The organism is Methylomonas sp. ZR1, assembly GCF_013141865.1.
Taxonomy (GTDB): domain Bacteria; phylum Pseudomonadota; class Gammaproteobacteria; order Methylococcales; family Methylomonadaceae; genus Methylomonas.
Genome location: NZ_RCST01000001.1, coordinates 2,213,595 through 2,227,447, shown reverse-complemented (window position 1 = coordinate 2,227,447; position 13,853 = coordinate 2,213,595). Strand labels below are relative to the sequence as shown.

Here is a 13,853-nt window from a genome sequence, read left to right as displayed (position 1 = left end):
TGTTTTTAATCCTTAGGCTTCCTTGGAGAATGTAATGGGCAAGATTTTATTTTTCTGTGCGATGTTTTTACTTGCCAGTGCGGTAAAGGCTGACAGCGTGAAAGAAATGGCTGAGCAGGGGAATGCGCAGGCTCAAGCCAAGTTGGCATCGCTGTATTTACTGGGCCGAGAGGGTTTCGAGAAGGACGAGCACAAGGCCGCGGAGTGGATGGAAAAGGCGGCGAATCAAGGTTTGCTTGATGCTCAGGTGGTGATGGGTGCGATGTATGATCGAGGCATGGGTGTGAATAGCGACAGAGATAAGGCTACCGATTGGTACGAAAAAGCCGCTAAACAAGGACATGCCACCTCGCTGGCGATTCTGGGCAGAAACGATGCAGCGAAAGGCAGCGTGCAATTTAATTATCAGGCGATGCGTTTAAACGCCTCTCGCTCCATTCCCGGCGAATATGCCAAGAAATTTTTAACAACTAAATAATTGACGATGAGTATTAGAACCCGCTTTGCCCCCAGTCCCACCGGTTATTTACATGTTGGCGGTGCCAGAACCGCTCTGTTTTCGTGGTTGTATGCGCGCAAACACGGTGGCAAATTTATTTTGCGAATCGAGGATACCGATCTTGAACGTTCCAGCCAGGAGTCTGTGAATGCCATTCTGGAAGGCATGACTTGGTTAGGCTTGGAATATGATGAGGGGCCGTTCTATCAGACGCATCGTTTTGATCGATACAAAGAAGCCATTCAGCAATTGCTGGCGCAGGGCGATGCCTATTATTGCTACTGCAGTCGCGAAGAGTTGGAGGCTTTGCGCGAGCAGCAAATGGCCAACAAGGAAAAGCCGCGTTACAACGGCAAGTGCCGGCATGGCGTTGACAATCCGCAAGGCGAGCGGGTGGTGCGCTTTAAGAACCCGGAGCAGGGCGAAGTGATTATCGACGATTTAGTAAAAGGCCGCATCGTCGTTGCCAACAAGGAACTGGATGATCTGATTATTGCCCGTTCCGATGGTACGCCGACCTATAACCTGACGGTAGTAGTCGACGATATGGATATGGGGGTTACTCATGTAATACGGGGTGACGATCATGTTAACAATACGCCCAGGCAGATTAATATTCTGAAAGCCTTGGGTGCGCAATTGCCTGTGTATGCGCATGTGCCGATGATTTTAGGTTCCGACGGTGCAAGATTGTCCAAACGCCACGGTGCGGTCAGCGTGATGCAGTACCGCAATGACGGGTATTTACCCGAGGCTTTGTTGAACTATCTGGTGCGGTTGGGTTGGTCGCACGGTGATCAGGAATTGTTTTCCTTGGAAGAAATGGTGGCCTTGTTCGAGTTGGAAAAAGTTAACGTTTCCGCGTCCACGTTCAATACCGAGAAGCTGGTGTGGTTGAATCACCAGTACATCATGAATAGCGATCCGGCACATGTTGCTCGGCATTTGGCTTGGCATATGGGGGAGCGTGGTATCGATCCGACCACCGGCCCGGCGCTGGCGGATGTTGTTAAAGCGCAGCGCGAGCGATGCAAAACTCTGGTGGATATGGCCGCTGAGAGCGAATACTTTTATAAGGAATTCGACGCTTACGAAGAAAAAGCCGCCAAGAAGAATTTCAAAGCGGGCGTGGACGATGTATTGCAACATTTACTGGTGCAATTTAGCGCTATCGGCGAATGGGAAGCGTCAGGCCTTCATCAAGTGGTATTGGAGAGCGCGGAGCAGTTGCAGCTTAATCTGGGTAAGGTTGCGCAGCCCTTGCGTGTAGCGGTTTGCGGCAGCGGCGTATCGCCGGCTATTGACCTGACTGTAGCGCTATTGGGCAGAGAGAAAACCTTGCACAGAATAGAGCGAGCGATCAGATACATAAAGAATGTAGAAAATTCCTAGACAAAGCTCTGAAAATCCGTATAATACGAGGACTCAACTACGGGGCCATAGCTCAGCTGGGAGAGCGCTTGCATGGCATGCAAGAGGTCAGGAGTTCGATCCTCCTTGGCTCCACCAAAGTAGTTGATTTAGTCCTGAGTCCCCATCGTCTAGTGGCCTAGGACACCGCCCTTTCACGGCGGTAACCGGGGTTCGAACCCCCGTGGGGACGCCAACTTGGCTAAAGTCGGTTAAACCGGCACTTCTTGTTGAAGAAGTCATTCTGAAAAAATAGTCTTAGTCCCCATCGTCTAGTGGCCTAGGACACCGCCCTTTCACGGCGGTAACCGGGGTTCGAACCCCCGTGGGGACGCCATCAATTCTTAAAGTTATAGCTCGTGCGCAGCGGATACAATGCTGTGCAAAGTTTGCTATATCGTCTGTTTTAATTCAATATTTTAAGTCCAATCACTATTTCTGTGGTGATGTGGCGACTAGTGTCTCCTATGCTGATCGCTTTACTGGGGCGGTTTGATCTCGCGAAGCATAAGAGTAAACCTAAATCGCTTATTTAAGTTTACCCTCGCGGCGATGAGATAGATCTAGTGTCGTAGATCCATATTGAACTTACGTATTTGTTGTCTGAAGCTTTAGGTAGACGGATGGCTGGCTTCAATCATCACTTTTAGCTTAGAGCCCGGTTTGATGTCCGCCTTGTTTTTGGGAACGTTATTCCATTTGCGGAGCTCGGTGACGTTAACGTTAAATTTTTTGGAGATCTGCGCCAAGGTATCGCCGGGTTTGACTGTGTAGCTGATTTGCTTGACGGAAGGCGCGGTAGATGCCACGGTTATACTGCTGCTGGTTTTCTTGATAGTCAGTTTTTGACCGGGTTTCAGAGCCGCTTTCTTGGGTAATTTATTCCAACTCAAAATATCATCTTTATCAACAGAAAAACGTTGCGAGACATCCCATAAGGTATCGCCTTTCTTAACCGTATATTGCTGTTTGCTTGATTGGGCGGGGGTTGGCGTGGATTGTTGTGACGCTGCGGCAACAGCCGATGTGGTTGGTTCGCCTTTCTGTGAATGATAAGACACTGGAATTAGCAGGATTGTGCCTTGGGCAACGGTATCGTCGTCAAGATGATTGACATTAATAATCTCTTCTACACTGGTACTGTGTTTGCTGGCTATGCTTTTCAGAGTCTCTTTCTTACCTACCGTGTGGTGTTCCCACTTGATTCTCTCTTCGTGTGGCAGTTCAGCGAGTTTCTCTTTAAAGGAATCGGCTTTGCTTACCGGAATCAACAGATGTTGCGCACCGTTCGGGTCGGTGCTCCAGCGGTTGTAGCCGGGATTGAGCTTTAAGAAGTCGTCCAGTGGGGTTTGCGCCATTTCGGCGGCTTTACCCAAATCGAGCTGCGACTTTACATCCACCAATTCGAAGTAAGGTTGGTTGGCGAATTGATGCAGATTGACGTTATATTTTTCCGGGTTGGCAAAGATCTTGGCGATTGCCAGCAGCCTGGGTACGTAAGCTGAGGTCTCGTTGTTCAAATCCAGAGACCAGAAGTCGGTAGGCTGTCCGCGTTCGATGTTTCTATCTACGGCGTTTTTGATATTGCCTTTGCCGGCGTTGTATGAAGCAAGCGCCAGTAACCAGTCGTTATTGAAAGTCTCGCTCAGTTCTTTCAGAAAGGTAGTGGCTGCCTGAGTCGATTGCACCACATCGCGTCGCGCGTCATACCAGCTATTCTGCTTCAACCCGTAAAGACGCCCGGTGGGTGGAATGAACTGCCAAAGACCGGATGCTTGAGCTGGCGACATTGCGTCAGGTCTGAAAGCGCTCTCAACCGCAGGTAACAGGGCCAATTCTCCGGGGATGTTTTTCGCTTCGATTTCGTTGAGGATGAAGTATAAATAAGGCTCGGCGCGTTGTTGTACTCTGGTCAGGTATTCAGGGTTTCTGAGATACCAGTTTACTTCGCGGTCGATTCTGGCATTATCGATTTCCGGTAAGGCGTAAAGAGACAGCATCCTATCCCAGATGGTGGCGTGCTCTTTTGCTTCTACCTGTTTGTTATGGATTTTTCCGGCATTGCCATTCCGGGTAAATACGGAAAACTTACTAGTTGATGATTGGCTTAGATGGTCTTTTTGCGCATGTTGGCTACAACCGGTTGCCAGCAAAATAGGTAGTAGATAAGACAGATGACGGCCTGATTTTTTGGAAATTGAGCGGGGCATTGTCTGAACTCGCTAAAATAAAAAAATTAGATCCTAGCATGGCTTTCTAAAATAGCCAAAAAAACATACCCTTAGCGGCGGTTAAATGAAGAGACAATTTCTGTTTGCGTTGTACCAAACCCCAAGGGGTAAGCTACTGCAAACCATGGAGGCCAACTATCTGCGAAGATCAATAACGGTGAGTTGTAAACAACAACAACTCCAGATCGGTGGCTTAGGTTGGGAAAATGAGTTCGTCGATTTTTCCTTGTATAAGAATTATCTAATTCTGGACGGCAAGGCCTTGGGTGATGCTGGTGCGTTGAAGGTGACTGCTAAGGCATTCAACTTGCCTGTTCAAACTGAATCGATGGATTTAGTCATACTTCCGCACATTTTGGAGTTCGATGCGCGTCGATTTCAAACCCTCCGCGAAGTCAATCGCGTGTTAAAACCGGGTGGCGAATTGGTCATGTTGAATTTCAATCCGTTCAGTATGTCGGTACGTTTTCAGTTTTTATGGGACTGGAAGCTTGCGGAATCCTGGCGGGCGCATTTGATTACCAAAGCACGGGTATTGGATTGGTTGAAACTGATGAATTTCGAATTGTTAACGACTGCCGAGTTTGGGCTAGACAGTTACACCATTGCTCACGGTAAATTTGAATTTAGCTTTGCGTCTTTGTTTGCTATGGCTTACGGCATTAAAGCGGTGAAGAGGCAATATACATTGATTCCTTTAACCGCGGCACAGCAACGCCGCAGCAATTTGGCTGCGGTTGGATTGGGATTGAAATCGAACTTACATAGAAAGGTGGGCCATGACTGAAGTCATTATTTATACGGATGGTGCATGCAAGGGCAACCCTGGGCCAGGAGGTTGGGGCGTGCGCTTGGAATACCGAAATAAAGAAAAGGAACTGTGCGGTGGTGAACCTGAAACGACGAATAACCGGATGGAATTAGTGGCCGCAATACAGGCTCTGGAAACACTAACAAAACCGTGTAGCGTCAAATTGCACACTGACTCTAAATATGTTTTGCAAGGTATTACCGAATGGATGGCTAATTGGAAAAAGCGGGCATGGAAAACCGCGGCAAATAAACCTGTGAAAAACGAAGATTTATGGCGACGTTTGGATGCTGCGATCCAGCGTCACAACATCGATTGGATATGGGTGAAGGGACATGCCGGGGATGTCGGTAACGAGCGTGCCGATCAGTTGGCCAATGTGGGAATAGAACGCTTGTCTCGCCGATAAATCACTTAAAATCAGGAAAATACATGTTAGGTTCGATAGCTGCTGCGTTAGTCGGCATTTGGTTTTACAACACGGCGGCACGCTCAAGTCGTCCGCCAATCTCATGGGCGGTGTCGGGTGTGGTGGTGTATTTTTTGGCGGCGCTACTCTGGACTTTGGCTATCACGCCAAGTGTCAAAGATGCTGCAAGTCACAGCCAAAGCGCCGCACTGATCTTCATCGTTCGCTATGCCTATATCGGGTTTGGCGTACTGGTAGCGATTTTGTTGAACAGTTGGTTGAATAAATCCACCGACTCTGAATAGCGCGCCAGTGTCAAATTGGTCGGTGTATATCATTCAGTGTGATGACGGCAGTCTGTATACCGGAATTAGTACCGATGTTGAGCGACGTTTTAAGCAGCACATAGAAGGACGAGGGGCGAAATATTTTAGAGCTAAGCGACCAAAAGAATTAATTTATACGGAAGTTGGTCATAGCCGCGCCAGTGCTAGTCGAAGAGAGTCTGTAATAAAAAAGTTGTCAAGAGTTCAAAAGATGAAGTTGATTTCGGGTGAGGATTTTAAACAGATCGCTACTCGTATAAAGGTGGAAAAAAGCTAAACGAATATGCGTAATTGTCCAAGTCAAGCCTTTCTGCGAAGCTGCTAAGTTGACGGGATTTCTATTGTTCATTGTGATTAAAGCCAATCTTCTGAATCCAAAATATTGCCACGGCATGGCACGGTTAGTCCATCAAAAATGATATAGATTCTCATTAAGATTAAGTGTAACATACCCCCATCTTTTACAAGATTTTACATTTCGTAAAATATCGTCAATATTCAGGGGTGAAGTCATGTTTGAAATAAAACCACTTGTTCGAGCTATATCGCTCGTTTGTCTTTCGATGGGGGCAATGTCTCTCCCGAAAGCTGCGGAAAAAGCTGAAGAAGATGTTTTGGATGTGGTGAGTGTGTTGGGCGACCCGGCGGATGTTAAAGATTTGCCTGCTTCCGCTACGTATATTAGAACTGAGGACATTCGCGATCAAAGTTACAGTGATGTAAACCGAATTTTGCGCAAAGCGCCTGGGGTGAATATTCGAGAAGAAGACGGTTTCGGCTTGTTCCCGAATATTAGCTTTCGTGGGGTTGATACCACTCGTAGCGCCAAGATTACAGTTATGGAGGACGGTATAATGATTGCGCCGGCGCCATATTCTGCCCCAGCGGCCTATTTTAATCCCGCTGGCGGGCGTATGAGTGGCGTCGAGGTTTTGAAAGGTGGTAGCCAAATAAAATACGGCCCCCACATTACCGGTGGCGTGATGAACTATCTTTCGACGCCCATCCCTACGAATGGGAAGGCCTATTTAAAAACCATTTATGGTAGTTACGGTGAGTTCCGTTCGCACGGATTTGTCGGTGATACCCTAGATACCTCACACGGTAAAGTGGGCTATTTGCTGGAAGGTTTTTATCGCGGCTCCGATGGTTTTAAAACCATCGATAGTACCCCGGACTTTAAAAATGGTGATCAAACAGGTTTCCAGCAAGTTGAACCTATGTTGCGTATGTCCTGGGAACCCAATACCGCGATGTACCAAAAGCTGGACGTTAAATTTGGTTATTCATCTATGGATGCCGACGAAACCTACTTAGGGCTTACCGAGGAAGATTTTCGGAATACTCCTTATCGTCGTTACGCGGCTTCGCGCTTTGACAATATCGATACCACGCAAATCGGCGGTTATGCACGCTATTTGATCGCGCCGACCGATAATCTTGATATTGTCACCACGGCCTATTACCGGGAGTTTGATCGTAATTGGAGTAAGTTGGACGGTGAGCAATGGTCTCGTGCGTTAGCAGGGAATAACTTGAATGATCTCGCCTGTCTCAAAGGCACTAGAGCTTGCAGTTTTAACGTTCGGGACAATAATCGTACGTACTACTCGGCGGGTGTCGAAACTGCCGCAATTTACCGCTTCAATCTAGGCCCCACTCATCACGAGTTGAACGGCGGTTTCCGATACCATGAAGACGCCGAAACGCGCTTCCAGCACGATACCACCTACACCCAGAATGCGAGTGGCGCAATAACCAACAAGGTAGTGGGTGCGCCTGGTAGTCAAGACGACCGGACCGGGTTTACTCAAGCCTATGCATTCTTCTTGAAAGATAGGATCGAACTGGGTAAGTTTGGCTTCACACCGGGTCTACGCTACGAGCATTTGAACCAAGTCTACGAGGATCGCAGACCTGCTTCAAGACGATTGGCGAGTTCTGGGCTGGATATTTATGCGGGCGGCGGCAGTGTCGATTATCGTTTTAACGACGACCTTATGGTGTTTGCCGGTGCTCATCGAGGATTTTCGCCGCCTAATCCCGAAAGCGCAATAGTCAACAATTACGGAGAGGAAACAAGTGATGCTTACGAGTTGGGCGGGCGCTATACGCATGGAGCATTCAACGCAGAGCTGACGGGTTTTTATACGCAGTTCAACAATTTGCTGGTAGTCAACAATATCGGCGGTGGCGGCGGCCCTGCGGAGAACTTTGGCAGCGTCGACAGCCGCGGGGTTGAGTTGGCGATGAATTTCGACGCCGGCGAAGCATTTGCCTGGGGCTTTCGCAATCCATACTTCTTGGCTTTCACTTACACTAATGCCGAGCAAACCAGCAACGCCCGATCCAGTAACTCCGAGTCCATCTTCAGTTACGGACGCAAAGGTAATAAAGTGCCTTATATTCCTGAATACACACTTAATTTTGGCAGTGGGTTGCATTTTCAAAGCTGGGGTATGGAAGTGTCTGCTAACTATGTCAGCGAGACCTTCACGAGTGCTAACAACACGGAACAGCAATTGGATGGAAACACCCCTGTGGCCAGGAAAGACTCGCGCTTTGGTGTCACTGACGAGTACGTGATTATGGATGTGTCGGCCTATTATAAAGTTGCGAAAGGCGTAAAAGTCTTGGGTGGCGTGCAAAACGCCTCAAATGAAGAGTATGTTGTCTCGCGTCAGCCTTATGGGCCACGTCCGGGTATGCCGCTTTTCGCTTATGGAGGCTTCGAATTGGATTTCGATATTTAATTCCCGTGGTAGCCTCCGTTGTCGAGGACTTACGACTGGTAATGGTAATGCGCGATTCATTATTCTGAAATTGCCGTTACTTGTTTAATGGAATCACTGGGGCGCTGAGTTAAACCTAAATGGTTTTTCAGCGCTTTAAGGACCTCTCTTTGCGCTTTCTCTTTCCTCCTGTAACATGCCCGAACAATTAGCGCATGCGGGGGATTTATGAACAAACATTTACAACAAGTTAGAGATTTTCACCGGAAATTCGCTATCAAGCAGCCTGATGACGGCGAGATCGGGCACTTGTCCGACATGGATATTGTGCTGCGCCAAGCGCTATTATTGGATTGCGGTAGTGACACCTTTAAAGCCATTGCCAGCGGTGACCTCATCAAAATTTTGGCCGGTTTGGTGGACTTATCCTTTAATGCATTGGCGGCTATTGCCAGCCGCGGTGACGAAGTTATCGCGGTATCCGCCAATTGGCGGCAGGATGGATCGGTGTTATCGCTAATGCGTGTGCTGTCCGAGAAAATCAACCTATGTACTTCCGGCGAGACCGTGCATTATTCCGGCTTATATGCGATTTGCGTGCATTTGTCCCAGCGTTTTGTCAATGCTGATTTCGACGAAGCTTTTCAAATCGTCTATCAACATCTGATGAGCGGGCGCGGCGATGCCGAGCGTTTGGATTTAAGCCCGGCGCTATTCGAATAACAGCGAGCGTCACTATGGCACAACAACGCTACACGCTAGGCTTCGTTGGGATAGGCTTGATGGGGCAACCGTTGACATTGCGGCTTTTGGCCTCGGGTTTTCAGGTGAATGTCTGGAATCGCACTACCGCCAAATTGGCTGTGGTGGCGGGTGCCGGTGCTAAGGTCTGCGGCAGTGTCAGTGAATTGGTAAAAACCTCCGATGTGGTGATTTTGTGCCTGGCCGACACCATGGCTGTTGAAGCGGTGGTGATGGAACACGTTATAGCCGACGGCGCTGCCGACAAATTGTTGATTGATTTATCCAGCATTCACCCGGAGGCCACTCGACGCATGGCGTCTCAATTGCGCGCCGCTTGCCGTATGCGCTGGGTGGATGCGCCGGTATCCGGTGGCACGGCCGGGGCAGAGCAGGGTAGTCTGGCGATTATGGCCGGCGGTGCGGAACAAGACATTCAAATTGCCAGGGAAGTATTGCGGCCGCTGTATAGCCGTTTGACGTATATGGGGCCGGTCGGCAGTGGTCAGACCACTAAAATCTGCAATCAGATGATCGTCAGTTGCAATGTGCTGGTGATCGCGGAAATGATGGCGCTGGCCAATTCGGCCGGCGTCGATGCCGCAAAAATTCCGGAAGCGCTGGCCGGCGGCTTTGCCGATTCCAAACCACTGCAAATCGTCGGCCCGGAAATGGCGGATCAGCGTTTCGAGCCGGTAAAGTGGCGCGTGAAAACTTTATTGAAAGATTTAAATATGGCCGTCGATTTAGCCAGCAAGCAGGGCAGTGCGATACCTATGTCAGGCTTGGCGGCGCAACTCATGCAATTGCACGGCAGTAGCGGCTTTTTGGATCAAGACCCCTCGACACTGATCAAACTGTACGCCCAAGACTAATGCTGCGCTTTACCGCCAATCTGAGTTTATTGTTTACGGAACTGCCGTTGCCGGAACGGTTTCAGGCTGCTAAACAGTGCGGTTTCGACGCAGTGGAAATCCAGTTTCCCTACTCGCTGCCAGTCGAACAAATCGGCGACCTATTAGCTCAACAGGACTTAAAGTTGGTGTTGTTTAATGTTGATGCCGATACCTTGCTGCAGGGCGGCGAGGGTTTGGCGGCGGTTCCGGAAAAACGCGAGCAATTTAAAGTCGCGGTGGGGCAGACGCTGGCTTATGCCGAACGATTAAAGCCCCGCGTTATTAATGTGTTACCGGGTCGCTGTTTCGACCCACAACGCTTGGGCGAATATCAAACTACCTTTTGCGAGAATCTGGCTTACGCCGCCGCAGCGTTTGCCGAATTGGGTATCAAAACCGTATTCGAGGCGGTCAATAGCTATGACATGCCGGGCTTTATCGTTGATACCGGCGACAAGATGCTGGATGTGCTAGAGCAAATCGGCCATCCGAACGTATACATGCAATACGATATTTATCACATGAGCCGAATGGGCGAAGATTGTGCCGGATTTTTGCGCCAACATACAGATAGAATCGAGCATATTCAATTTGCCGACTCTCCAGGCCGCGGGCAGCCAGGCACAGGCGCTGTGGATTTTAAAACCTTGTTCGATATTATCGCAAACTCGGATTATAAAGGTTGGGTCGGTAGCGAGTACCGGCCGACAGCCGACACCGCTGCCAGTTTGGCTTGGTTGAAAACCTACGCGGTGAAATAATCGGGCGGTATAATCTCGCTGCCTTACTCACCTGTTAATTGCCATGTCCAAACATAATTTCACGATACATCACGCCAGTTTGATCGTCTCCGATACCGAGCAATCGCTGTTTTTTTACCGCAATGTGTTGGGAATGGAGCAAACCGAACGGCCGAATCTCCCTTTCCCAGGCGCCTGGCTGCAAATCGGCGCGCAGCAAATTCATTTGCTGGAACTGGATAACCCCGATCCCACTACCGGCAGACCGGCGCATGGCGGCCGTGATCGGCATGTGGCGATGCATATCGATTCGGTTGATGCTCTACGCGAAGATCTGGAGCGGGCCGGTACGGCGTACACGCTGAGTATCTCCGGCCGTAAGGCGCTGTTTTGCCGGGATAGAGACGGCAATGCGCTGGAGTTTATCGAGCGGCCTTGAGAGTCATGTTCGGACGGCTTTTTTTCGGCGGACTACTGATAGGCAGCCTGGCGATGCTGCTGTTTGTGCTGGGGTTTGTGTGTTTGCAGTTTGGCTTGGTTTTTTTGATGGGGCTGTTTTATCTGTTAGCCAGTAAAGTGATGTTGTTGGCTTTGGGTCTGCTGGCTTTGCTGGCCGTGATGACTTTATTTAAAGCGATTTACCGCGAGCTGCGCGGGTATTTCAGTCGCGAATCGGCGGCGGTACGGCAGCTGTTGTCTTTGCAGATTCGTCGGCAAAATATTGAGCGGCGCCAGGCTGCGGAATGCCGGCAGTTGAGCTATCTGAGCAGATTCAAGCGGCAACGCCTGCTGGTAGCCGATAACCGAAAACAGGCCAGGGCCTTATTCGCGGTAATTAGCGATGAATTGCAAGCGGTGCGGGCGCAATTGCCGGCCACTCGATATAAAAATCTGCGCAAAGCCTTGCGTACCTATCGTAAACAAGCCGATGCTGCGGCAATGCTGGCTTTACGCCACCAACTGCATGTCGTCGATTAGCCGTTGGCTGGGCGAAGCGCTGGCGTTTTTGCGGCGCAGTCGCGACGACAATTTGCAATGGCATTTATCCAGGCACGAAGATGTCGCCGAACTGCGGCAAACCAAGGCGCTGGCGGAACAGGCCTTGGTGGCGCAACTGAAAAAACAGTCGCAGCAATTGGCTCACGAGCTGGCCGTCATCAAAGCCCGCAACAGCAACGAGTTGGCGATGGTGAAAACCCAATGTCAGCAGGATTTAAAAGACTATCAGCAATATCTGCAATCGCTGGATAAGCTGAAGGAGTCTTTGCGCACCAGTTACGCGCATCTGCCGGAAGCGGTGGCGTTCACGATTCATCATCACGCCAAGCAGTTATTGAATCGGATGTGGGACGCCCAAGAGCCGCAGGAAAAAATGAAAATTGAAATGCAGTTGTTGCAGTTTATGACGGCGGTGCATGAAGACAGTCAGGCCGTTTTGCAAGGCGAGGGCATCGAAGGTTTGCCGCAGCGGGCACTGGCTTTTATCGATGCGGATTTGGCGGACTAGATCGGCTGGAAATAGCCTTCGATGTCTCTAACCATTTTCTTGTTCAACGCAAACATCACCACGTGATCGCCTTCCGCGAATACGGTGTCGTGATGCACCGGAATCACTTCTTTTTCGCGAATTAGCGCGCCTAATATGACGCCGTCCGGTAAATTGACCTGATCTACACGCAAGCCAACCACTGAGCTGGAGTTCTTGCTGCGGTGAGCAATCGCTTCGATCGCTTCCGCACTGCCGCCGCATACCGAGCTGACGCCGACCACGTCGCCTTTACGCACGTGTTTGAGGATGCCGCCCAAGGTTTCCAGTTTTGGTTGAATCGCCAGATCGATTTCGGTGCCGTCCAATAATTTTAGGTAGGAATTATTGTTAATCAGGCAGATAGCCTTTTTGGCGCCGAGTTTTTTCGCCAGACCGGCGGCAATCAGGTTGATGCCGTCGTTATTGGTAATCGCGCAGAACAGATCGATGTCTTCGATCATTTCTTCCTGCAGTAGCGATTCGTCGGTACAGTCGCCGTGTAGAATTAAGGTGTTACGCAAATCGTTAGATATCTCCCGCGCGCGCTCGATGTCTTGCTCGATGACTTTGACGTGGTAGTTTTTTTCCAAGGCAATGGCCAGCCGCTTGCCGACGTGGCCGCCGCCGGCCAGCATAATGGTTTTGATCGGCGATTCCAGTTTATGCAGATCCACCAGGGTTTTACGGACCTTATCGCGGGGGCAGACAAAAAATACTTCATCGCCGGTGGCAATTACCGCCTCGCCGTTTACCGCGATGGCTTTGCCGTCGCGGAAAATCGCCGCGACCCGGATCATGCTGTCGGCCAGTTTTTCTTTGACGGCGTGGATGTGTTTGCCGGTCAGAAAGCCGGTCGGTACCACGCGAATCGAAAACAGCCTGACCAAGCCGTCGGCAAACTCGGACACATGCAGCGCACCGGGGTATTTGATCAGGTTGTGGATGGATTCGGTGACAACCTGCTCAGGGCTGATGACAATATCTATACCGCCCGGCGCAAATAATTCCGGATGGTTGAGAAAGTCGATGGCGCGCACTCGGGCGATGGTTTTGGGTTTGCTGTACAGGGTGTTGATCACCTGACAGGCCAGCATATTGGTCTCGTCGCGGTCGGTAACGGCAATCACCATGTCCGCGTCCTGAATCCCGGCTTGTTCCAGCACGCTGGGATGGGCAGCGTTACCTTCGACGGTGGCTATATCCAGGCGACCTTTTAATGCGGTGAGCAAGTGGGCATTTTTATCGATAACGACAATATCGTTTTCTTCACTGGCCAATGCGCCGGCAACCGAAGAGCCGGTCACACCGGCACCGAGAATCACTATTTTCATAAATTGTTAAAGCCAGTAATGATGTCGAATGCTTGCCGCCACAAGGGCCGAAGCCGGCGAATTATACGCTGATCGATAGGCTTGTCCATGTTCCAGCGAGTGCTAACTTTGCCGCGATGGAAATCGCCGGATGATGCAGTTAGGCTGCGGCTGCCAAGCAAAAATCCTGTTTTAAACAGCCGATTTACAAAAACAGGCT

Annotated in this window: 15 protein-coding genes and 3 tRNA genes; 16 read left to right on the top strand and 2 right to left on the bottom strand. The window is 50.0% G+C overall.

What is annotated here, in order from left to right:
- Positions 1–34 precede the first annotated feature (34 nt).
- From DDY07_RS10090 to DDY07_RS10070, 5 genes are all read left to right on the top strand, one after another.
- On the top strand, positions 35–478 hold the full coding sequence (locus DDY07_RS10090) for a tetratricopeptide repeat protein (RefSeq protein ID WP_033155206.1): 444 nt from the start codon (positions 35–37) through the stop codon (positions 476–478).
- 6 nt (positions 479–484) lie between these two features.
- The gene (gene gltX, locus DDY07_RS10085) at positions 485–1,891 is read left to right on the top strand and encodes a glutamate--tRNA ligase (RefSeq protein WP_171695796.1); all 1,407 of its coding nucleotides are present in this window, start codon (positions 485–487) and stop codon (positions 1,889–1,891) included.
- A gap of 41 nt (positions 1,892–1,932) precedes the next feature.
- Positions 1,933–2,008: transfer RNA gene (locus tag DDY07_RS10080), tRNA-Ala, on the top strand.
- Between the two features lie 21 nt (positions 2,009–2,029).
- Positions 2,030–2,105: transfer RNA gene (locus DDY07_RS10075), tRNA-Glu, on the top strand.
- Positions 2,106–2,170: 65 nt separating this feature from the next.
- A tRNA-Glu gene (locus tag DDY07_RS10070) sits at positions 2,171–2,246 on the top strand.
- Between the two features lie 274 nt (positions 2,247–2,520).
- Here the strand turns inward: DDY07_RS10070 and DDY07_RS10065 are convergent.
- Complete coding sequence (locus DDY07_RS10065; protein WP_171695795.1) at positions 2,521–4,119, bottom strand: LysM peptidoglycan-binding domain-containing protein; 1,599 nt, start codon at positions 4,117–4,119, stop codon at positions 2,521–2,523.
- Positions 4,120–4,297: 178 nt separating this feature from the next.
- On the opposite strand from DDY07_RS10065, the gene DDY07_RS10060 reads away from it, so the two are divergent.
- The 11 genes from DDY07_RS10060 to DDY07_RS10010 all read left to right on the top strand — a co-directional run bounded on the left by DDY07_RS10060 (position 4,298) and on the right by DDY07_RS10010 (position 12,302).
- On the top strand, positions 4,298–4,927 hold the full coding sequence (locus DDY07_RS10060; protein ID WP_367650868.1) for a class I SAM-dependent methyltransferase: 630 nt from the start codon (positions 4,298–4,300) through the stop codon (positions 4,925–4,927).
- Positions 4,920–5,360: a ribonuclease HI gene (gene rnhA, locus DDY07_RS10055; RefSeq protein ID WP_171695793.1), complete on the top strand. Its 441-nt coding sequence runs from the start codon at positions 4,920–4,922 to the stop codon at positions 5,358–5,360. The genes DDY07_RS10060 and rnhA overlap by 8 nt, the downstream gene beginning before the upstream one ends.
- Before the next feature lie 23 nt (positions 5,361–5,383).
- Entirely contained in the window at positions 5,384–5,665 is a 282-nt protein-coding gene (locus DDY07_RS10050; RefSeq protein ID WP_033155201.1) for a hypothetical protein, read from the top strand.
- A 7-nt stretch (positions 5,666–5,672) separates the two neighbouring features.
- Entirely contained in the window at positions 5,673–5,963 is a 291-nt protein-coding gene (locus DDY07_RS10045) for a GIY-YIG nuclease family protein (RefSeq protein WP_171695792.1), read from the top strand.
- A 235-nt stretch (positions 5,964–6,198) separates the two neighbouring features.
- Entirely contained in the window at positions 6,199–8,439 is a 2,241-nt protein-coding gene (locus DDY07_RS10040) for a TonB-dependent receptor (RefSeq protein WP_253734454.1), read from the top strand.
- A 207-nt stretch (positions 8,440–8,646) separates the two neighbouring features.
- Positions 8,647–9,141 carry a nucleoside triphosphate pyrophosphohydrolase family protein gene (locus DDY07_RS10035; protein ID WP_171695791.1) on the top strand — a complete coding sequence of 165 codons (495 nt, stop codon included), beginning with the start codon at positions 8,647–8,649 and terminating at the stop codon, positions 9,139–9,141.
- A gap of 14 nt (positions 9,142–9,155) precedes the next feature.
- Entirely contained in the window at positions 9,156–10,034 is an 879-nt protein-coding gene (locus DDY07_RS10030) for an NAD(P)-dependent oxidoreductase (RefSeq protein ID WP_171695790.1), read from the top strand.
- The gene (locus DDY07_RS10025) at positions 10,034–10,816 is read left to right on the top strand and encodes a hydroxypyruvate isomerase family protein (RefSeq protein WP_171695789.1); all 783 of its coding nucleotides are present in this window, start codon (positions 10,034–10,036) and stop codon (positions 10,814–10,816) included. The genes DDY07_RS10030 and DDY07_RS10025 overlap by 1 nt, the downstream gene beginning before the upstream one ends.
- A gap of 43 nt (positions 10,817–10,859) precedes the next feature.
- Positions 10,860–11,234 carry a VOC family protein gene (locus DDY07_RS10020; RefSeq protein WP_171695788.1) on the top strand — a complete coding sequence of 125 codons (375 nt, stop codon included), beginning with the start codon at positions 10,860–10,862 and terminating at the stop codon, positions 11,232–11,234.
- A 5-nt stretch (positions 11,235–11,239) separates the two neighbouring features.
- Positions 11,240–11,773 (top strand): hypothetical protein, encoded by a 534-nt coding sequence (locus tag DDY07_RS10015; RefSeq protein ID WP_171695787.1) that lies wholly within the window; start codon positions 11,240–11,242, stop codon positions 11,771–11,773.
- On the top strand, positions 11,760–12,302 hold the full coding sequence (locus DDY07_RS10010; RefSeq protein ID WP_171695786.1) for a hypothetical protein: 543 nt from the start codon (positions 11,760–11,762) through the stop codon (positions 12,300–12,302). Before DDY07_RS10015 ends, DDY07_RS10010 begins: the two co-directional genes overlap by 14 nt.
- Here the strand turns inward: DDY07_RS10010 and trkA are convergent.
- Positions 12,299–13,654 (bottom strand): Trk system potassium transporter TrkA, encoded by a 1,356-nt coding sequence (trkA, locus tag DDY07_RS10005; protein ID WP_171695785.1) that lies wholly within the window; start codon positions 13,652–13,654, stop codon positions 12,299–12,301. The two genes, DDY07_RS10010 and trkA, sit on opposite strands and share 4 nt — an antisense overlap.
- Positions 13,655–13,853 lie beyond the last annotated feature (199 nt).